The organism is Acidovorax sp. LjRoot118 (genome assembly GCF_964253575.1).
Lineage (GTDB): Bacteria > Pseudomonadota > Gammaproteobacteria > Burkholderiales > Burkholderiaceae_C > Acidovorax.
Genome location: NZ_CAXURB020000001.1, coordinates 2,544,281 through 2,564,616, shown reverse-complemented (window position 1 = coordinate 2,564,616; position 20,336 = coordinate 2,544,281). Strand labels below are relative to the sequence as shown.

General features: G+C 67.0%; 12 protein-coding genes. 5 read left to right on the top strand and 7 right to left on the bottom strand.

Translation table 11 applies throughout. The annotated features are described in order from the left end of the window. The first annotated feature begins 109 nt into the window (after positions 1-109). The 4 genes from ACSQ9E_RS12040 (at position 110) to ACSQ9E_RS12025 (ending at position 6,468) form a co-directional block, all read left to right on the top strand. Positions 110-3,493 (top strand): EAL domain-containing protein, encoded by a 3,384-nt coding sequence (locus ACSQ9E_RS12040; RefSeq protein ID WP_436217909.1) that lies wholly within the window; start codon positions 110-112, stop codon positions 3,491-3,493. Positions 3,494-3,679: 186 nt separating this feature from the next. Then, positions 3,680-4,864: a DUF3182 family protein gene (locus tag ACSQ9E_RS12035; RefSeq protein ID WP_436217908.1), complete on the top strand. Its 1,185-nt coding sequence runs from the start codon at positions 3,680-3,682 to the stop codon at positions 4,862-4,864. Then, a complete protein-coding gene (locus ACSQ9E_RS12030) occupies positions 4,848-5,633 on the top strand; it encodes an alpha/beta hydrolase family protein (RefSeq protein ID WP_436217907.1) in 786 nt (261 codons plus the stop codon). Before ACSQ9E_RS12035 ends, ACSQ9E_RS12030 begins: the two co-directional genes overlap by 17 nt. A 328-nt stretch (positions 5,634-5,961) precedes the next feature. Continuing rightward, positions 5,962-6,468 carry a hypothetical protein gene (locus tag ACSQ9E_RS12025; protein ID WP_057267532.1) on the top strand — a complete coding sequence of 169 codons (507 nt, stop codon included), beginning with the start codon at positions 5,962-5,964 and terminating at the stop codon, positions 6,466-6,468. 31 nt (positions 6,469-6,499) lie between these two features. Here the strand turns inward: ACSQ9E_RS12025 and ACSQ9E_RS12020 are convergent, their stop codons facing one another. Both ACSQ9E_RS12020 and ACSQ9E_RS12015 read right to left on the bottom strand, forming a co-directional pair. Then, positions 6,500-7,186, bottom strand: a complete 687-nt coding sequence (locus tag ACSQ9E_RS12020) for a hypothetical protein (protein WP_157412669.1) — start codon at positions 7,184-7,186, stop codon at positions 6,500-6,502. A 13-nt stretch (positions 7,187-7,199) separates the two neighbouring features. After that, positions 7,200-8,162 carry a LysR substrate-binding domain-containing protein gene (locus tag ACSQ9E_RS12015; protein WP_436217906.1) on the bottom strand — a complete coding sequence of 321 codons (963 nt, stop codon included), beginning with the start codon at positions 8,160-8,162 and terminating at the stop codon, positions 7,200-7,202. An 84-nt stretch (positions 8,163-8,246) separates the two neighbouring features. Between ACSQ9E_RS12015 and ACSQ9E_RS12010 the strand changes: the two genes are divergently transcribed. After that, positions 8,247-8,540, top strand: coding sequence for a DUF2917 domain-containing protein (locus tag ACSQ9E_RS12010; RefSeq protein ID WP_057205298.1), 294 nt, complete (start codon positions 8,247-8,249; stop codon positions 8,538-8,540). A gap of 3 nt (positions 8,541-8,543) precedes the next feature. Here the strand turns inward: ACSQ9E_RS12010 and glgA are convergent, their stop codons facing one another. The 5 genes from glgA to ACSQ9E_RS11985 are packed head-to-tail and all read right to left on the bottom strand — an operon-like array spanning position 8,544 to position 20,317. After that, the gene (gene glgA, locus ACSQ9E_RS12005) at positions 8,544-10,046 is read right to left on the bottom strand and encodes a glycogen synthase GlgA (RefSeq protein WP_436217905.1); all 1,503 of its coding nucleotides are present in this window, start codon (positions 10,044-10,046) and stop codon (positions 8,544-8,546) included. Continuing rightward, on the bottom strand, positions 10,043-15,022 hold the full coding sequence (gene treY, locus ACSQ9E_RS12000; RefSeq protein WP_436217904.1) for a malto-oligosyltrehalose synthase: 4,980 nt from the start codon (positions 15,020-15,022) through the stop codon (positions 10,043-10,045). Before treY ends, glgA begins: the two co-directional genes overlap by 4 nt. Beyond that, complete coding sequence (gene treZ / locus ACSQ9E_RS11995; protein WP_436217903.1) at positions 15,019-16,827, bottom strand: malto-oligosyltrehalose trehalohydrolase; 1,809 nt, start codon at positions 16,825-16,827, stop codon at positions 15,019-15,021. Before treZ ends, treY begins: the two co-directional genes overlap by 4 nt. After that, a complete protein-coding gene (gene glgX / locus ACSQ9E_RS11990) occupies positions 16,824-19,016 on the bottom strand; it encodes a glycogen debranching protein GlgX (protein ID WP_436217902.1) in 2,193 nt (730 codons plus the stop codon). Before glgX ends, treZ begins: the two co-directional genes overlap by 4 nt. After that, on the bottom strand, positions 19,013-20,317 hold the full coding sequence (locus tag ACSQ9E_RS11985; protein ID WP_436217901.1) for a glucose-1-phosphate adenylyltransferase: 1,305 nt from the start codon (positions 20,315-20,317) through the stop codon (positions 19,013-19,015). Before ACSQ9E_RS11985 ends, glgX begins: the two co-directional genes overlap by 4 nt. Positions 20,318-20,336: the final 19 nt, after the last annotated feature.

Below are 20,336 nucleotides of genomic sequence, written 5' to 3'. Positions count from 1 at the left end.
AGGACAACACCGCTAGCGGTCTGCGCAATGTAATTTTTTGCTACCGCCAACCGCCTGTCGGGTGTAAGAATGGGTCATCCTGACATAACAGGGTTTGGGGGGAGGCCCATTGCTGCTGCGCTCGAGCTTCGAATCGAAGGTTCTGGCGGCGTTCATCGCTGCCGCCGTAGTGGTGGCCGGCGTCACGGTGATGGGCTGGAAGCTGGCCGATGACGCCGAAGAGGCGACCCATTGGGTGGCCCACACGCACCAGGTGCTGGGCAACGTGGCCCATATCCGTGCCAACACCCTGCAGATCGAGCTGAGCACGCAGAGCTTTCGCATCACCGGAGACCCCGCGCACATCGCCGAGCGCGATGCCACGGCCGAGGCCCGCGAGGCCATGCTGTCGCAACTGCGCCAGCTCACCGCAGACAACCCGCTGCAGCAGGAGCGCTGGACCCTTTTGCGCCAGATGGTGGACGAGCGGCTGGCCATCTCCCGCCGGGTGGAAATGCTGCGCAAGACCCAGGGGCCTGAGGCCGCCAATGCCTATGTGGCCACGGCCCCCCTGCAGAAGACGCGCGACCGCATCCACGAGTTGCTGCGCGGCCTGGAGTTCGAAGAGGCCGCGCTGCTGCGTGAGCGCACCGAAGCGCAGCTGCATACCCGGCGCCTGCTGCTGCTGGCCAACGGGGTGGTGGCGCTGTTGCTGGTGGGGCTGCTGGGGGGCGCCTATGCGCTGATCAGGCGCCAGTTGGGCGAAACCCGCCAGACCCAGCGCGCCCTGGAAGACAGCGAGGAAAGCCTGGCCACCACCATGCACTCCATAGGCGATGCCGTGCTGGCCACCGACACCGAAGGCCGCATCACCCGGATGAACCCGGTGGCCGAGCAGTTGACCGGCTGGACTTTCGAGATGGCGCGCGGCCTACCCATCGACGTGGTGTTCCGCATCATCAACGAGATCACCCGCGAGCCTGCGGTGGTGCCCGTGGCCCAGGTGCTGGCCACCGGCGTGGTGCATGAGCTGGCCAACCACACCACGCTGATCGCGCGCGATGGGCGCGAGTGCCCGATCGCGGACAGCGCCGCCCCCATACGCTCCAGCGACGCAGAGGTGGTGGGCGTCGTCCTGGTGTTCCGCGACGAGACCCTGGCGCGCCAGGCCCAGCGCACGATCGTGCAGCACAACGCGCTGCTGGAGCAGCGGGTACAGGAGCGCACCGCGCAGCTGCGTGCCAGTGAAGACCACCTGTTCAGCGTGATCAACAGCGTGCCGGCCGTGCTGGCCTACGTCAATGCCGAGCAGCGCTACGTGTATGTCAACGCGCAACACAAGGCGCTCTATGCCCCGGGTCGCGAGGACGTGCCAGGGCACACGGTGCGCGAGATCCTCGGCGAGGAACGCTATGCCCAGGCCGCCCCGATGATCGAGCGGGTGCTGCAGGGAGAGCGCCAGAGCTACGACTGGCAGCCGTTTCCCGGCATGTGGCAGGCCATCGACTGCATACCCAAGTGCGATGACAGCGGGCAGGTGCTGGGCTACTACGTGCTCGGGTCCGACATCACGGTGCGCAAGCACGCCGAGGAGAAGGTGCTGGCGCTCAACACCGCCCTCGAAGACCATGTGCTGCGGCTGGAGCACACCACCCGGGCCCTGAAGACCCTGAGTGCCGGCAACCGCACCATGCTGCGCGCCGTGGACGAGCAGGGCCTGCTCTCCAGCATGTGCGAGGCCATCGTCACGGCGGGCGGTTACGCCATGGCCATGGTGTGGTGCCACGCCGCCGAGGGCACCGGCGGCCTTCTGGCGCCTGTGGCCGAAAGCACCGCCGCCCTGGCGCAGCCCTGGCTGCGCGCCCTGAATACCCGCTGGGAGGCGGGCGATACCGGCCAGGGCGTGCTGGGTGATGCCGTGCGTTCGGGTCTGGCCAGCGTGGGCCGGGGAGGGGAGCCGCCCGGCCCCGATGGCCCCGCCTGGCTGGCCGGCATGCCGGCGGCGGCCTCGGTACTGGCATGCCCGCTGCGGGTGGACGGCGTGGTGATCGGCGCCCTGGCGATCTACAGCAGCCGCCCGAGGATCTTCGAGCCCGACGAGATCACCTTCCTCGTCGAGTCGGCCGATGACCTGGCCTTTGGCGTGGCAACGCTGCGCCATCGCGGCGAGCAGGCCCGGGTGCAGGAGGCCATGCAGCAGATGCGCCGCTACGACACCCTCACCGGCCTGCCCAACGAGGCGCAGTTCACCGAGACCCTGGTGTCCGCCATCGACGCTGGCCAGCCGTTTGCGGTACTGCAGGCCAATGTGGAGCGGCTCAGCGAAATCAACGATGCCCTGGGTTTCTGCTACGGAGACCAGATCCTCAAGGAAGTCGGGGCCCGCCTCGTCCAGGCCGTTCCCGCTTCTGCCACGGTGGGACGGCTGCGCGGCGACGAGTTTGCCATCCTGCTGCCGCAGTGCGATGCGCAGGCCGCGGTGGCCATGGTACGAACCGTTGACGGCGTGCTGGCCCAGCCGTTTCCGATTGCCGACATCTCGATGGAAGTCTCCGTGACGGCCGGGGTGGCCCTGTTCCCCGCGCACGGAGAAACCCCGCACGACCTGTACCGCCACATGGACACGGCGGTGCACCAGGCCAAGAAGGCCGGGCTCGGGCATGTGGTGTTCGACCCGGCGCAGAGCCACCACCGCAACCAGGCGCACCACCTGCAAATGGCCGGTGAGCTCAGGCGTGCCATCGAGAACGGTGACCTGTCGCTGTACCTGCAGCCCAAGATCGACATGGCCGCAGGCCGGGTGTGCGGGGCCGAGGGCTTGGTGCGCTGGCGGCATGCAGAGCGCGGCCTGCTGATGCCGGGCGACTTCATCGGCCTGGCCGAACACACGGGGCTGATCAAACCGCTGACCGAGTGGGTGATCGAGGCCGCCTTGCGGCTCAACCACGGCTGGGCTGCCAGCGGGGCCGTGCTGCCCATCGCCGTGAACCTGTCCGCGCGCAACCTGCGTGACGACTCCCTGCTGCAGACCATCCGCCAGCTGCAGACCGCCTGGCCCCTGGCGCCGGGGCTGCTGGAGCTGGAGATCACCGAAACCACCGTCATGGAAGACCCCGAGCGTGCCCTGCGCGTGCTGCAGGCCCTGCGCGACCTGGGCATTGCGCTGTACATCGACGACTTCGGTACTGGCTACTCGTCGCTCAGCTACCTGCAGCAGTTGCCCGTGGAGTTCATCAAGATCGACCAGTCCTTCGTGTACAACATGTCGGTGAGCAAGGCATCGGCCGTGATCGTGCGTTCCACCATCGATCTGGCCCACGACCTGGGCCGCAAGGTGGTGGCCGAAGGCATCGAAACCCAGGCGCACTGGGATCAGCTGGCCGCCCTGGGCTGCGACATCGGACAGGGCTATTTTCTAGCACGGCCCATGCCGGCGCAGGACCTGCCGGGCTGGGTTGCGGGCTTTATTGCGCCCGTGGCCCGTACCCAGCCAGAGACCATGTTCGTGATTTGATTCGTGAGCGCTGTAGCCCGTGTCCTACACCGTGTTGCGGCGCACAAGAAGCGCCCGTAGCTCCCTCCAAAAATAGCATGTAGCCATGGTCATGCAGGGCAGGGCCCTGGTGTACCGAATATGTGCCAATGGCGGGTCTGCGAATCTTCTTGCAGTGCGCGCCCACCCATTCTGGAGGGCCCCGCCATGACATCCCAACCATCGGAGTTTCCGCTCGGTCTGGAAGCCGCCCACAGCGCGCTGGCCATGCGGCGGCGCGAGGCCCAGGAAACCGTCATGCCATTCACGCGGGGACTGCGCGGGCACGCCAGCACCCATGAGCAGATCACCCGCGAAGAACTGGTGCGCAGGCTGGCCGACATCAAGGGCTGTGCCTACAGCACCGACGAGCTGCCACAGCCCATCTGGCAGGGCCGCACCTACTTGGTGCCCAGCGACACGCTGGTGGGCATGGCCACCGCACACGCACTCGGCGTGCATGGGCAGGACGACCTGTTCGGCGGTGTCGTGCCGCAGGCCTTCATTGCCACCAAGGCCATCACCCATCCCCTGGTGTCGTTCGAGGCCGCCGCGCCGGAAGGCTGGAACCCCGAGTTCTCCCGGCTCATCAAGCGCTCGGTGCTGCCCGGCTACACCGCGTTCTCTCGTGCGGATGCGCTGCGCGCTGGCGAGGCGCTGTTCGCGCTTGGACCGCTGCGCGTCAAGCCGGTGGGTGAGACGGGTGGGCGGGGGCAGACCGTCGTCACCACCATGGAGGCCTTGGCCAACAGCCTGAACAGTTTGGGGGACAGCCTGCTGGAGAGGGACGGCGTGGTGCTGGAGCACAACCTGACCGAGGTGGAAACGCTGAGCATCGGTCAGGTGCGCGTGGCTGGGCTGCAGGCTTCGTACTACGGCTCGCAACGCCTCACGCCTGACAACAGCGGGGCCCTGGTCTATGGCGGCTCGGACCTCACCGTGGTGCGGGGTGATTTCAATGCGCTGCTGGCCAGCACACCCTCGGGCCCGCTGCACGACGCGGTGACCCAGGCACTGGCCTATGACGAAGCGGTGCGCACCTGCTACCCGGGATTTTTCGCATCGCGCATCAACTACGACGTAGCCCAGGGCCTGAATGCGGCGGGCCAATGGTGCTCTGGGGTGCTGGAGCAGTCCTGGCGCGTGGGCGGGGCCAGCGGTGCCGAGGTGGCGGCGCTGGAGGCTTTCCACCAGGATCCGGGCCTGCGCAGGGTGCGGGCCAGTTGTGTCGAGAAGTTCGGTGCGCCCCAGCCCATTCCGGTCGGGGCCACGCTGTACTACCAGGGGGTCGACCCCGAGGCCGGGCCCCTGACCAAATACACCACGCTGGAGATCCATGACCACACGGCATAAGACGATCCACATCCCCGTGGGCGGCCGCAGCATAGAGGGCACCCTGGTGGCGCCCGATGTGCTGGTGCCCGGCGTGATGCTGGTGCACGGCTGGGACGGCAGCCAGACGCAGTACATCGAGCGGGCGCACCAGATTGCAGCCCTGGGCTGCATCTGCCTGACCTTCGATTTGCGCGGCCATGCCAACGACCGGGCCGAGCGCGAAACCGTGACCCGCGAGGACAGCCTGAACGACATGCTCGCGGCCTACGACCTGCTGGTGGGGCATCCGGCGGTGGACCCGACCTCGGTGCTGGTGGTGGGCACCAGCTACGGCGCCTATCTGGCCGCCGTGCTCAGCGCCCTGCGCCCGGTGCGCTGGATGGCGCTTCGGGCGCCGGCGCTGTACAAGGACGAGGACTGGATGGTCTCCAAGATCAAGCTCAACCGTGCGGAGGTGGCCGCCTACCGCAGCCGTGCCATCGCACCGCAGAGCAACCGGGCCCTGGCAGCCAGCGCGCAGTTCAAGGGGGATGTGTTGCTGGTCGAATCGGAGAACGACGATGTCGTGCCCCACCCGGTGCTGGAGAACTACCGGGCGGCCTTCCTGCAGACCCGCTCCATGACCTACCGGGTGATCGGTGGTGCAGACCACGCGCTGACCCGCCCCGAATGGAAAGAGGACTACACCGGCATGCTGGTGCACTGGGTGCAGGAAATGCTCAACGGCGCCCGTAAAAAGGCCAGGCCCGTTACCGCCTCGCCACGCCAAGGAGACTTGCCGCCATGACCTGCTCCCTGTCGCTGGCCGCACGTGAATAGCTTCCCGCGTTTGCCGATTATTGGAATGTTCTCGCAACGCGCTGCCGAATGTATTTGCGAAATACGGTCATTGCAGAGGGAGGATGGCCCGCCGCCCCGTGGTTGTCCTACAGCCATGAATGGGCGCCAGGTCCACCATGGATTCATCGATCACCCGCCGGTACGCTACATGGCCTCTTTGGCCATCGCATCTTCCCGAAGCTCCAGGACCTTGCGAGTACCAATGGATCCACAGGATCCAGGGTGAATGTTCTGGTACGCAGAATATCCGGAGCCCACTGGTGTGAGGTGCCTTTATGTCCCGTTCCAACCCCATCGTCCCCGCCCATATCGATACCTCGGTGCTCGGCGAAGAAGACCCCGGCGCATCGCTGGAGATATTCCGCCACGAAGCGCTCAAGAACCGGGCCAGGAAGAACCAGCCCGCCCAGCCCGAAGCGAAAGCGCAAACGGGCCAGGAAGGCAAGCCCTACCTGACGATCAATTGCTCCAACAACGGCCGGTGTTTCACGATCCAGGTGCAATGGCAGCCATCGCAGCAACGTGAATTCACCGATCTTCTGGGTTTGGTGATCGCCGAGCATGCAGTGATCTCGGACGTGGCCTGGACCCACCACATGCAGACGGGAGAGGACCCAGTACAGCTTGAAATGGGCGCCACTGCCGATGGAAGGGCTGCCGTGCAGGTCAAGACACTTGGTCTGCCAGGCGCGCCGCTACCCAAACGCAAGGTGCTGCACGAGCCCTTTGTAGCCGCCAACGATCACCTGCCCATGGCCTGCCATTCCAAAGCGGGGCGTTGATAGTCGGGGTTCGTTACGACAAAGGCAGGCCTCACCGCGCCGCGGTTCCGGACGCCCACAGCGGTACTCCGCTTCCATCGTAGACAACCAGGTTGTTGTCATTTTGTACGGCCAGATGGGGCGTGCCGTACTGTCTCAGGTAGCTTTTGCTGTCGATTCCATAGGGAGGCAAGGAATCCCAGAACGTTCGGTCGCGCTTCTTCGCGTCAGCAGCCGAGTTCCACAGGGCATTTTCTACCATGTTATAAACCACGAGGTTGCCATCGCCCTGGAAAACCGCGCATCGGGTCTCCTGGCGGTAGGTGCCCGCATTCCAGAGAGCTACCTGCGCATCTCTTCTCACCCGCTTGTACAGCACCAGGTTGCCGTCGCTCTGGTGAACCAGATACACCGACTTGTCTGGCGAGTAATAGCGTTTGTTTTCTATCAGCCTGGTGTTGGCCGGAATGATGCCTGGGGTGGCCTGCGGCCCTTTGGCGGGACGAGGGCACACTGCCTTGGCATTGGCGTTGGCTGTACCCGCCAGAATGCACAAGGCCACAAGACACTGGCCGGGTAGTTTGAGCGAAAAAGCTTTCAGCATTGCGCGTCCTTTTTTCCACGCCTGAAAAGAAAGCGCCCAGGCTGCGCAGGGGCAATTTACTGGAAAAGGTGGGCGCGCACCCGTTTTGATTGGGAACATGCTTGCAGCATTGATTGAAACCGTGAAATCCAGCACAGGGTGCGGGCGGTCAGGCCAGCGTGGCGGGTTTCAGCGCCGCGTCGGCCTCGCTGCGCAGCCATCGCACGAAGTCCTGCGCATCGGGGTTGGCGCCGCCGCGAACACCCGACACCATGTAGTAGCCGCGCTGCGACGAGGCACAACTGCCGAACGGCGTCACCAGTCGGCCGCTTTCCACCAGCTCGGCCAACAGCGGCAGCCGGCCGATCACCACGCCTTGCCCCTGCATCGCCGCCGCCACCGCATCGGCGTACTGGGTGAAGCGCACGGTGTTTTTCATGCGCACTTCTGACACCCCCATCAGCCGCGCCCAGGGGTCCCATTCCACCGTGAGCGGCATGCCAGGGTGCTGGTCCACGGCGAGCAGGGTGTGGCGCACCAGGTCGGCGGGCTGCTGCAAGGGGTTGGCTGCGTTGGCGGCCAGGGCAGGAGAGCACATGGGGACCACCCATTCCTCAAACAAGGGAGTGCCCAGCCCATCCTCGGTCGGGCAAAAGCGCACCGCCAGGTCCAGCTGGCTGCGGTCCAGGTCCAAAAGCTCCAGGGTGGCCGAGATGCGCACGTCCACATCCGGGTGCTGCGCGGTGAAGTGCGCCAGCCGGGGGATGAGCCACAGCGATGCGAAGCCCGGGGTGCAGGTCATTGCCACCTGGCGCAGGGCCGGGGCGGCGCGCACCCGAGCGGTGGCATCGCGCAGCCGCTCCAGCGCATCCACTGCCGCCCGGTGCATGACGGCCCCCGCCTCGGTGAGCACCAGGGACCGGTGCCGGCGCTCGAACAGGGCCACACCGAGCCAGGCTTCCATCTGCTGGATCTGGCGGCTGACCGCAGACTGGGTGAGGTAGAGCTCCTGCGCCGCTTGCGTAAAGCTCAGGTGCCGCGCCGAGGCCTCGAAGCTGCGCAGCAGGTCCAGCGGCGGCAGCTCTTCCCGACCGATGGCCGAGGAAGACGTTTTCACATTCTGGATTGGCATGCGAAGGATTCCAAATGACCGTTTGAGTACAGAGAGTCGTCTCACTATATTCATTCCATCAGCGAATGGATAGGAGCATTTACCATGATCATCGAACTTACCCACCGCGGCTTGCACCATGTGCCCGACGCCGCGGGCCAGAGCATGCATTGCCAGAGCGGCACGGTCTGGATCACCCTGGACCACGACACGCGCGACGTCGTGCTGGAGGCAGGAGAGAGTTTTTCCACCCCCGAGCACAAGAGGGCGCTGGTGTATGCCCTAGCACCAGCGCGCCTGCTCATCGAGCCGCCAGCGGGTGATAGACCCGCCGTGCGCCTCCTGCAGCGCCGTCCGGAGCCGTTCCAGCCAGCGTCACCCCTGGCGGCGGGCGCTTGAGGCTCAGCGCCGGCTGTCGATGCTCACCACGTTCTGCATCTGGGCGGCGGGTGGTGACACCGTCTGTCCAAGCAGTTGCGCATACAGCTGCACGTACTGCCGGGCCGCAGCTTCCCAGCCGAAGGGCTGGGACATTCCCCGGCGCTGCAGGCCGCGCCAGAGCGCGGGCTGCGCCCAGGCCTGCAGCACGCGGCCCAGTGCACGGTCGAATTCTGCCTGCGTGGGAGCGGCCATCATGAAGCCGGTCCCCTCGTCCAGGCCAGGGCCGGCATCGCTCACCGTATCGGCTAGGCCACCGGTGGCCGTGACGACTGGCGGCGTGCCATAGGCCTGGCTGTACATCTGGTTCAGGCCGCAGGGCTCGAAGCGCGAGGGCATGAGAAAGCAATCGGCACCGGCCTCGATCTGGTGCGCCAGCGCCTCGTCGAAGCCCAGCGTGGCGTGGACCTGCCCCGGATGCGCTTTGGCGAGCGCCCGCAGACCAGCCTCCAGCGGCTCCTCGCCCCGGCCCAGCACCACCATTTGGGCCCCGCTCGCAAGCAGGGCAGGGGCCCCCGCCAGCACAAGGTCCACCCCCTTTTGGGAGGTGAGCCGCCCCACCAGGCCCAGCAGCGGACCTGGCGACTCGGCCAGGCCGCAGCGCTTGCGCAAGGCGGCTTTGTTCACCGCCTTGGCCTCCAGGTTTTTCACCCCGTAGTTGGCTGCGATCAACGGATCGATCTCCGGGTTCCATACCGTTATATCGATGCCGTTGAGCAGCCCATGCAGCCGGCCGGCCTGGGCGCGCAGCACACCGTCGAGCCCGAAGCCCAGGGCCGGTTTCTGTATTTCTCGCGCATAGGTCGGACTCACCGTGGCGATGGCGTCAGCGAACTGCAGGGCGGCCTTGAGCATGGACAACTGACCCCAGAACTCCACGCCCTCCATGCCCCGGTACATCGGTGCGATGTCCAGCACCTCGCAGGCATCCATGGGGAACACGCCCTGGAATGCCAGGTTGTGGATGGTGATCAGGCTTTGGGCCACGCCCTGCTGACCGGCGGCCCGCGCCTGGTGCAGGTACAAAGGGGCCAGCCCGCAGGGCCAGTCGTTGGCGTGAACGATGTCGGCGCGCCAGTCGCAGGGGCTGTGCTCCGTGCCGATCAATGCCGCAACGCGGCTGAGCAGGCCAAAGCGCAGGGCCTGCTCGTGCATGGGCGTGTGGGCCGGATCGCCGTACGGCGTGCCGGCACTCGCATACAGGGCCGGGCACGACAACAGCAAAAAGGGCATGCCGTCTGGCGACATCACCTGCAGCAGCTGCGCGGCCGGCCAGGGGCCGTAGGCAGGCACGGGCACGATGGCGTCGAGCGTGCCGTCGATGGCCATGCCGCCATACGCCGGCATGAGGATGACCACCTCGTGCCCCAGCGCCTTGAGAGCACGGGGCAGGGCGGCACTGACATCACCGAGCCCACCGGTCTTGACCAGCGGGGCGCATTCGGGCGTGGCGAACAGGATCTTCATAAAGGGGTATCTTGCGCCACCAGAATGGCAAAGGGCAGGCGGGCGCTGGAAGGGCCGACATCGCCCAGCACATCGTTCAGGGAATGCTCTGCTGCATTGGCCAGCGTGTTGCCGGTCATCCAGTCGCGCCAGCGGCCTGGGCGCGCCAGGGCCGGGTGGGCCGAGGCCAGGGCCACACGGGTGTCACCCCATCCGTTCTTGCCAAGGCCCAGCAGCAGGCGGGCGCAGACCACCACCACGGCCTGGTCCCCGCCAATGCGGGCAAAGGCCAGTGCGTGGGCCTGAGACGCGCCCTCCACGGCCAGCGGCAGGTACAGTGAATCGCGGAACAGCGCAGGCATCTCCCGGCGCAGTTGCAGCAGGCGCCAGGTGACCAGTTGCTTGGCGCCGGGGGGCATGGCAGGGCCGTCGCCCAACAGCGCATGCCAGTCGGCAGGGCTCGGAAATTGTGCATTGCCCTGGTACAGCGCGCGCAGCGGCTGCAGCGAAGCGGCCAGCTCCGCCAGGTCAACGGGGCGGCGGTTGTCCGGGTCCACCAGCGAGAAGTTCCAGACCTCGCAGCCTTGGTAGATGTCCGGCACGCCCGGCGCCGTGAGCTTGAGCGCCAGCTGGCCCAGGCTGTTGCGAAAGCCATGGGGGGCGATGCGTTGCACGAAGTCCTCGAGCACGGCGACGAAACGTTCCGTGGACAGGGCCTTTTCGATGTAATCGCGCACGGCCGCCTCGTAGGCCTCGTTGGGGAACAGCCAGTTGCTCATGAGTTTGGCCTCGCGCATGGCCTTTTCCTTGTAGCGCTGGATGCGCTGCACCAGCTCCTGGCGCTCATGGGCGTCCGTGGCGCGGGCTGGCCAGATGCCCACCATGGCCTGGTACAAGCCCCACAGGTCGTGGGGCAGCGGCGATGCCTGCCCGTCGATTTCGACCTCGAAGCGCTGGCCGACCGCCTGCAGCGCCTGCACCGTGTCCTGCCAGGCATCAGGCATTTCAGACAGCACATTGAGCCGTGCGCGCACGTCTTCCGAACGCTTGCTGTCGTGCGTGGAGGTGGCCAGCAGTTCGTGCGGCAGATGCCGCGAGCGCTGCAGGTTGCCCTGGTGGAAAGCCGCCACCGAGACGCCAAAGCGCCGCGGCTCCGCCCCCACGTCGTTGAGCGAGACCAGCCGCACATAGCGGTAGAACAGCGTGTCCTCGACCGACTTGGCCATCACCGGTGCCGTGAACTGCTGCCATCGGCGGGTGAAGCGCGCGCGCAGAGTGGGCTCGGCCCCGGGCTCGCCCTGCAGCACTGCCTGCAGATAGGCCAACACGCCGCCTTCGGCAGACCCCAGGCGCCGGCGCGCGGCGCTGATGGCCCAGGCGATGTGCTGCCGGTCTGCCTCGCTGGGCGGCGCGCCGCCGGGTACCACGTAGGTGCGGTACACGGGGAACTGGGCTGCCACCTCCACCAGGGCCACGCGCAACTGGTTGCGCGTGAAGTCGCACACCGCGCGATCGGCCCGCGTGATCTTGCTCAGCGTGGCCACTAGCCAGGCCATGTCGCTGAACAGCGCCGTCTCGATGATCAGGCGCTTGCACTCGTAGGTGGCTTCCTCGAAGGGCTGGATGTCTCCGGTGAATTCGCCATAGATGGCGTCGAAGCGCTCCTGCGCGTCGGCTGCAATGAACAGGCCGTTGACCAGGGTGCTGAAGCGGTAGCCGGTGCCGCCATGCACCAGCCAGTCGGCAGGCAGCGGTTCGTGGTCGGCCATGATCTTCTCGACCACCAGGTACAGCGCCTGCTGCGGCTGCCCTCGGGCCTGGCGCTGCGCGGCGTGGCGCTGCTGCAGCCGCTCGAAGTACCGGGCCGGGTCGGCCAGGCCGTCCGGGTGGTCGATGCGCAGGCCCGTGACCTTGCCCTCGGCCAGCCAGCGCAGGGGCAGGGCGTGCACGGCCTCGAAGACCTCGGGCTCTTCCATGCGGATGGCGGCCAGGGCGTTGATGTCGAAGAAGCGCCGGTAGTTGATGTCGTCGCCCGCCACGCGCCAGTCGGCCAGCCGGTAGGCCTGGGCCTGAAGCACCGTGTCGAGCAGGTCGAAGCTCGCGGCATCTCCCCTTTGCCCGTTGGCCCGAACAATGCAGGCCTGCACCCAGTCCGATACCCAGTGGTAGGCCTGTGCCATCTCTGCCAGCCGGCGCTGGTACAGGGGAGCATCGCGCAGACGCGCCGCGCGCTGCTGCGGATCGTCGCTGCCCTGGGGCGGCACCTGGCCCAGCGCATCCACGAGCGAGGCCATTTCGGCCAGTTCCCCAGCCGGTGCGGCCGCCGGCATGGACACGGCCGTCAGCACGAGGGCGTAGCTGCGTGGATCGAGCGGAAACGCATGGTCCCAGTAGCCCACCTGCAAGCGGCCCTGAGCGGCATCGAAGCGCAGCTGCAGCTCGCCTGCCTCCAGCAGCTTGCCGTAGTGGTCGCCCAGCACCGGCAGCAGCACGCGCCGGCCGGTCTGGGGGTTGGCCGGCTGCCACTCGATGTCGAAGGTGGCCGCGTGCGGCGAGGCTTCACCATGCTCCAGCATGTCCTGCCACCAGCGGTTGGCCGGGTCCTCCACGCCCATGTGGTTGGGCACGATGTCCAGCACGTGGCCCATGCCGCGTTCGGTCAGCGCCTGGCACAGTGCGGCGTGCTCGGCCTCGGTGCCGATCTCGGGGTTGAGCACCGTCGGGTCCACCACGTCGTAGCCATGCATGCTGCCCGCAGCGGCCTTGAGGTAGGGCGAGGTGTACAGGTGGCTCACTCCCAGCGCGTGCAGGTAGGGCACGATGGCCGTGGCCTGCGCGAAGGTGAACCTGCGGTTGAGCTGCATCCGGTAGGTGGCGCCGGGCACATCGGCCGATGCCAGCGGGGGCAGTTCGGCCGTAGGTTCGACCAGGGCAGCGCGGCGGGCACTGCCCACCGTCTGGCTGATGGCTTCGAAATACGGATCGCCGCTCAACTGCTCCAGCGGCACCGGCATGCGGTGGCGCCAATTGGGGTAGCGGTCTTCGGTGGTGCCCGGCACGTTGAGCTGTTCGCGCTGGCCTGTCAGGTCCTCGAGCTGTACGCCCAGCAGCTGGCATGGCGTGCGCGCCAGGAAAGCATGCACGGCGGCGGCCAGCGCTGGCGTCATCTCGGGGGTGGATTGGGCGTCGAGGGTGGTGCCCTGTGGCAGCAGTTGCTGGGCGTCGAGGGCGGCGAGCAGGTGGGTGCGGTCCTGGGCGCGTGCCAACTGGGCGCGCAACTGGGCATCGCTGTCCCCAAGCCAGCCCAGCGAGTGCTGGATGGCGATGTCGTCCCCACCCCAGAAGCCCTTGAGCGTGGGCAGGTCGTGGGTGCTGACCACGGCCAGCGCCTGTGGCTGCCAGTCGGCCGGCGGGCGAAAGGCGCCGTCTTCCTGGCGTTCGAAGATCAGCGGGCGGTACGACAGCAGCGCATGCTCGGCCATGGCCTCGCGCATGCGCGGCGCCACATTGCCCAGATCTTCCCCGATCACCATGCACTGGTGGCGGTGGCTCTCGATGGCCATCACCGCAACCAGCGCCTCCAGCGGGTAGCGCACATAGGTGCCGCCCTCGGGGCTGTTCCAGTACAGCCGCATGAGCGCCATGGCATGGTCCATGCGCAGCGCGCCGGCGTGGCGCATCACGCTGGCCAGCAGTTGCCGAAACGGCAGGAAGCGCGCATCGCTGAGTGCCACGGGATTGACGGGAGGCAGGCCCCAATCCTGGCCCTGAGTGCTGAGGGGGTCGGGCGGGGCGCCCACGTTCATGCCCCGGGCATAGAGGCCGGGGGACATCCAGGTTTCGGAGCCGCCGTCACTGGCGCCCACGGCCAGGTCGCAGTACAGGCCCAGCGGCATGCACGCGCGCGCCTGCTCGAACGCCTGGCCCAGCTGGACGTAGGCCAGCCACTGCAGCCAGTACCTATACGCCACCGCATCGGCATGTTCGCGTGCGAAGACCAGTGCCGCAGCGCCTTGCGGGTCTTGCAGATCCTGCGGCCAGGCGGGCCAGCCCCAGACCTGCGGATCCCGCGCACCCAGGGTCAGCTGGATGGCCTCGTAGCGCGCATGCAGGCCCAGTGTCGCCTGGTGCTGCGCCATGAATGCATCAAACTCCTGGCCTCTTGCTGTGGCGGCCTCCCAGTGGGTGGAGCGAAACTCCTGCCACAGCAAGGCCAGAACGGGTTCCTTGAGCGCCGCCACCTCGGCGTAGCGCACGGTCGGGCTGGCACGCACCTCGCGCAAGCGTTGCTGAAAGCCGTTGTCCGCGACCAGGGCCTGCGCTTCGGTGCTGCAGGCAAATTCGGGCACGGCGGCCACATCGATGTGCAGCACATTCAGCGCCAGCCGGCTGCTGGGGCTGTAGGGGCTGGCCTGCTCGGGGTGTTCCGTGCGCAAGGCGTGCAGCGGGCTCACGCCGACGAACGCGGCACCCCGCGAAGCCGCCAACCGGACCAGGGTGGCCAGGTCCGTGAAGTCGCCGATGCCCCAGTTGCGCTCCGAACGCAGCGCGTACATCTGCGCAGTGATGCCCCACCAGCGCTCGCCAGCCTGCAGACCTTCGGGGAGCCAGCAGCGCCGGGGCGCCACGATGAGCAGTCGCTCGGCACCGGGCGAGTGCAGGAGGTAGTAGCCGGAACCCAGGGTAGCGGGCAGGTGGGCGACGCTGCCAGTCCCCTCCAGCAGTGCCGCTGCGCCGGGTTCCTCGGGCAGCAGTTGCCATGCGCCATGCGCATCCAGCGGCACCTGCGCGGCATGGCCCTGTTCCACCACGATGGGTTGCGGCGCATTGCCATCGGCATGCGCGCCCATGGCGGCCAGGGCCCTGGCCAGGACTTCGGGGCTCACGGTCAGGGTTTCGCCCCAGAAGCTTGCGTATTCGGTAGCGATGCCGGCGCGCTCGGCGCGCTGGTGCAGGTCTGAACCGAGCGCATCATGAACAGCTGGCTCCTGGCTCATGCCAAACCTTCGGTGCAGGTCCACCGGGCCGACCATGGGGCCCACAGCCGCTCGTCACCTGTCCAGTGGTGGCTGAATACCTCAACGGCAGCGATGTCCGCCGCAGTTGCGGACGGTGTGGCGTCCACCGTGTCTGGTCCCAGGTTCATTTCCATCCTCAGTATTGCTCCGTCCTGGTAGTGCCAAGCCACGCGCAAGCCGCTCTCTCCCACGAACTCCGCCGTATGTCCCTGTGTGCACAATTGCTGCGCACGGGGCTGCAGCCAGATGCGCCGTGTCTCAAGAGATCGCTGTACCAGGACCCGGCGCGCCTGCCCGGTTGCGGTGTCCGATTCGTCCCACTGCAGCCGGCTGGCCTGCAGGGTAGCCACGTCGCAGGGGTCCGGCAGCACCGCGTCGCCGGTCACTGCATGGCCGAACTCGCGTGCGCGCCCCTCGCGCACCGCATCGCGCAGCCCGCCGTCCCAGTTCGCAAAGTACAGGAACGGCGTGGAGGCTGCAAACTCATCGCCCATGAACACCATGGGCGTGGCCGGGGTCAGCAGGGCCAGCAGCAGCGCCAGCTCCGCACCCTCGGCGCTTGCCAGTTGTCCCAGTCGTTCGCCAAAGGCGCGGTTGCCTATCTGGTCGTGGTTGCCGATGAAGTTGACCATACACGTCAGCGGCACCGGATCGCCGCCGGCCACGTTGGCCGCCTCGGGAAAGGCGAAGCCATGGGTCAGCACCCGCGCCAGCAAGGCCAGCGGGTGGCGCGCGAACTTGGCATAGTAGCCCTGGGATTCTTCCGTTAGAGCCACATGCACTGCATGGTGAAAATCGTCGTTCCACTGGGCATCGTACAGGCCGGGCTCGGTTGAGGAGGACAGGCGCGCGGGCTGGTTCTTCTCGTTCTCCAGCACCAGGTGCACCAAGCGTCCGCTGGCCGTGGCCAGCTCGCGCACGCGTGCGCTCAATTCCTGCAGGATGTCGGGCCGGCTGTCGTCGGCGATGGCGTGTACCGCGTCCAGGCGCAAGCCGTCCATGCCGAACTCCTCGATCCAGTACAGCGCGTTGTGCACGAAGAAGTCGCGCACCACGGCGCTGCCCTCCTGATCGAAGTTGATGGCAGCGCCCCAGGGGCTGGCATGGCTGTTTGAAAAGAACTGGGGCGCGTAGGCATGCAGGTAGTTGCCGTCAGGCCCGAAGTGGTTATAGACCACGTCGAGGAAGACGCACATTCCCAGCGCATGCGCCTCGCCGACCAGGCGCTTGAGGTCTTGCGGGCTGCCATAGGCCGCATGCGGCGCGAAGGGCAGCACGCCGTCATAGCCCCAGCCCCATTGCCCGCCAAAGCCGGCCAGCGGCATCAGTTCGAGCGCCGTGAAACCCAGGGCCGCCAGCTCCGGCAGCTTGCGGATGGCGCCTTCATAGGTACCCAGCGGGCTGAAGCTGCCCACATGCAGCTCGTAGAAGACCAGTTCGTTCCAGGGTCGGCCGGCCCAGTCCGTCTTCCATTCATGGCTGGCGGGATCGGTGACGACACTGGGCTCGTGCGGCCCCCAGGGATTGCTGCGCGAGGCCGGGTCGGGCACGGTGAGCTTGCCGTCGATGAGCCAGCGGTACGGGGTGCCCGCACCGGCATCGGCCGCGTTCGCCTGCCACCAACCGCCATCGGCCCGGGTAGCGGGGAGGGTACGGGCCGCAGTGTGGGGTGTTGGGCGGTACCACAGGGCTGCCTCCTGCGCCGCGGGCGCCCACAGCGAGAACCGCGCGCCGCCACCGGCCAGCAGCCGGGCGCCGAAGGGCATGGTGTGCGTGCGCCTCATGCGGTGGCAGGGTTGCTTGCTGCGAAGGGTGCCGTCAGTACCGCCATCGAACGCGCGAGGAGGGTGTGCTGCCCGCCGGCTGCCACCGTGGGCGCACCGGCTTCTTCGCCAATGGCCACCACACGGGCATCTCGGGTGTCCAGGCGCAGCGTCCAGCTGCGGCCCGAGCCGTCCGCAGGCAGGGTGAAGATGGCATCGGCGTCGCTGGCGTTGAACAGCAGCATCACGGACAGCTCCTCCTCGGCCACGCTTTCCATGACCGCGCCCACGCAGCGCACGGCAGGGTCGTCCCATTCCTCCGCGGTCATGTCCATTCCCCACACGCTGTGCCACCTCACGGTGACTAGCTGCGGCAGGCCCGCCTCGTCCACGGGCCAGGTGTGGGGCCGGACCACGGGCAGCGCCCGGCGCAAGGCCGCCAGCGCCTGGGTGAAGGACTGCAGTTCGCCGTGCCGGCCCGCGCGTTCCCAGTCGTACCAAGACAGGGAGCTGTCCTGGCAGTAGCCATTGTTGTTTCCTTGCTGCGTGCGCCCCAGTTCATCGCCACCCAGCAGCAGCGGCGTGCCATGGGACATGAACAGGGTGGCCAGGAAGTTGCGCACCTGCCGCGCGCGCAGGGCGAGCACCTCGCTATCCTCGGTCTCGCCTTCGGCCCCGCAGTTCCAGCTGCGGTTGTGCGATTCGCCGTCCTGGCCGCCCTCGCCGTTGGCCTCGTTGTGCTTTTCGTTGTAGCTCACCAGGTCGGCCAGGGTGAAGCCGTCGTGCACGGTGACCATGTTCACGCTGGCCGTGGGCCGGCGCCGGCGTGGCTGGTACATGTCGGCCGAGCCGCACAGGCAGGCCGCAAAGGCTGGCAGGCTGCCGTCCGCGTTGATCCAGTAATCGCGCACGGCATCGCGGTAGCGGCCGTTCCACTCCATCCAGCCGACCGGAAAGCCGCCCAGCTGGTAGCCATAGGGCCCCAGATCCCAGGGCTCGGCGATCAGCTTGGTGCGTGAGAGCACCGGGTCCTGCGCCATCGCTGCGAAGAACGGTGCGCGCAGGGTGTAGGCACCGGCCGCGTCGCGCCCCAGGGCCGATGCCAGGTCGAAACGAAAGCCGTCCACATGCATCTCCTGCACCCAGTAGCGCAGGCTGTCCATCACCAGTTGCAGGGCGGGCGGGCTGCTGGTGTCCACCGTGTTGCCGGTGCCGGTGTAGTCCATGCACATGCGCCGGTCTTCCGTCAGGCGGTAGTAGGCGGCGTGGTCGATGCCCTTGAGGCTGAGCGTGGGCCCCAGATGGTTGCCTTCACCAGTGTGGTTGTAGACCACGTCCAGGATCACCTCCAGGCCTGCCGCATGCAGCGCCTTGACCATGGCCTTGAATTCATCGACCCCGCCGTCGGCACCGGCGCGCGCTGCATAGCGCGGCTCGGGTGCGAAGAAGGCCACCGTGTTGTAGCCCCAGTAGTTGGCCAGTTGCATCTCGACCAGCCGGTGGTCGTCGATGAAGGCCTGCACGGGCAGCAGCTCGATGCTGGTCACGCCCAGTTGCTTGAAGTGTGCGATGGCAGCCGGCGATGCCAGGCCCGCATAGGTGCCCCGCAGGTTCTCCGGGACGCCCGGATGGGTCTGGGTGAAACCCTTGGCATGCACTTCGTAGAAAACCGTGTCGCGCGCCGGCACGCGTGGCGGCCGGTCTTCGCCCCAGTCGAAGCGCGAGCGCACGACACGGGATTTGGCGGCCGTGCGGCCATTGTCCCGGGTGCTGGGCACCAGGTCTTCATCGGCCTGCGCGAGTTCGTAGCCGAACTGGTCGGCAGCGCCTCGCACGGGCCTGTCCAGCGCTTTGGCGAACGGGTCCATCAGCAGCTTGGCGCTGTTGCACCGCTGCCCGGCATCGGGTTCATAGGGGCCGTGCACGCGCAGGCCGTACTTCTGGCCGGCCTTGAGGCCCGCGACATGCCCATGCCACACATCGTCGGTCAAGCAGGGCAGGGCGATGCGCTCCATCTCCCTGTCATTCTCGGAGAAGAGGCAGACTTCCACGCGCGTAGCCACCGAGGAATACACAGCGAAGTTCACGCCCATCCGGTCCACGGTCGCCCCCAGGGGCCAGGGGCGGCCGGGGTCGACTTGCCTTGTGGGACGCGCTCGCTTGGGCTGGGTGGTAGGCAAGGGGCCCGTAGCATGTACCTCGGGCTTCATGCAGCAGCTTTGTAGTCGCTGCCCAGGGATGCTGGCACGGGTTGGCGCACCCGGTCCACCTTGAGCGTGTTGCTCACGATGCTGCTGCGCACCGGAAAGAACTGCCGCGGCACGACCACAATGCCGCTTTCCGTCACATGGAAGCGCCGACGGTCCTCTTCTTGATCGAAGCCGATGCGTTCGCCGGGCGGAATGTCATTGTCCTGGTCGATGATCGCGCGGCGCACATGGGCACCCCGGCCGATGCGCGAGCGCTCCATGACGATGCAGTGTTCAAGCCGTGCATCGCGCTCCACCAGCACAGAGCGGCGCAACATGGCGTGGTCGAGCGCAGCGCCATCGACGATGCTGCCCGAGCCCACGACCGAGCGGTGGATCACGCCATTCTCGATCTGGGCCGATTCCGCCTGGTCGGGGCTGGCGTAGATGGGCCAGTCGCGATTGGTCATGCGAAAGCGCGGCGTGGCGCCGAGGGTGTCGAAGTGCGCGTCGAAGTACGCATCAATGGTGCCCACGTCACGCCAGTATGCGTGTTCTTCATACGAGGCTGTACCCGGAATCTCGTTCTGGGTGAAGTCGTACGCCATGAGCCGGTGCGATTGCAGCATGGTGGGCAGGATATCGCGGCCAAAGTCGCTGTGGCCGGTGGCGTGCGCTTTCTTCAGCGCATCGAGCAGCACGTCGGCATTGAACAGGTAATTGCCCATGGAGGCCAGGGCATGCGTGCTGCTGCCAGGCATCGGGCGCGTGTTCTTGGGCTTCTCGACGAAGTTGGCAATGCGGTGGTGGGCGTCGATCTCCACGATGCCGAACTGGTTGCATTGCGACAGGGGCACCGGCAGTGTTGCTACGCTCACATGGGCTTTGCTGTCTCGGTGGAAGTCCACCATCTGGCGCACGTCCATGCGGTAGATGTGGTCAGCACCAAAGACCGCCACGATGTCGGGTTGGAAGGATTCGATCAGGTGGATGTTCTGGTACACCGAATCGGCCGTGCCCTGGAACCACTCGGGGCCGTTGCGCATCTGCGGCGGCACCACCGTCACGAAGTGCTGGGGGATGAAGCGCGTCATGGTCCAGGAGCTGCGTATGTGCTCGATCAACGACTGCGACTTGTACTGCACCAGCAGGTAGATCGAATAGATCTCCGAGTTCACCAGGTTGGACAGCACGAAGTCCACGATGCGGTGCTTGCCGTTGAAGGGTACTGCCGGTTTACAGCGCTCGTCCGTCAGGGGATGCAGGCGGGAGCCTTCGCCACCGGCCATCACGATCGCCAACACATTTCGGGTACGCGACATAGCATTAGCTCCAGTGAAG

Bases quoted from the DNA above. Each gene is read 5' to 3' on its own strand.
- glgX (WP_436217902.1), bottom strand. From the start codon at position 19,016: ATGAAGCCCGAGGTACATGCTACGGGCCCCTTGCCTACCACCCAGCCC.
- treZ (WP_436217903.1), bottom strand. From the start codon at position 16,827: ATGAGGCGCACGCACACCATGCCCTTCGGCGCCCGGCTGCTGGCCGGT.
- ACSQ9E_RS11985 (WP_436217901.1), bottom strand. From the start codon at position 20,317: ATGTCGCGTACCCGAAATGTGTTGGCGATCGTGATGGCCGGTGGCGAA.
- ACSQ9E_RS12030 (WP_436217907.1), top strand. From the start codon at position 4,848: ATGACCACACGGCATAAGACGATCCACATCCCCGTGGGCGGCCGCAGC.
- ACSQ9E_RS12015 (WP_436217906.1), bottom strand. From the start codon at position 8,162: ATGCCAATCCAGAATGTGAAAACGTCTTCCTCGGCCATCGGTCGGGAA.
- glgA (WP_436217905.1), bottom strand. From the start codon at position 10,046: ATGAAGATCCTGTTCGCCACGCCCGAATGCGCCCCGCTGGTCAAGACC.
- ACSQ9E_RS12035 (WP_436217908.1), top strand. From the start codon at position 3,680: ATGACATCCCAACCATCGGAGTTTCCGCTCGGTCTGGAAGCCGCCCAC.
- ACSQ9E_RS12010 (WP_057205298.1), top strand. From the start codon at position 8,247: ATGATCATCGAACTTACCCACCGCGGCTTGCACCATGTGCCCGACGCC.
- ACSQ9E_RS12025 (WP_057267532.1), top strand. From the start codon at position 5,962: ATGTCCCGTTCCAACCCCATCGTCCCCGCCCATATCGATACCTCGGTG.
- treY (WP_436217904.1), bottom strand. From the start codon at position 15,022: ATGAGCCAGGAGCCAGCTGTTCATGATGCGCTCGGTTCAGACCTGCAC.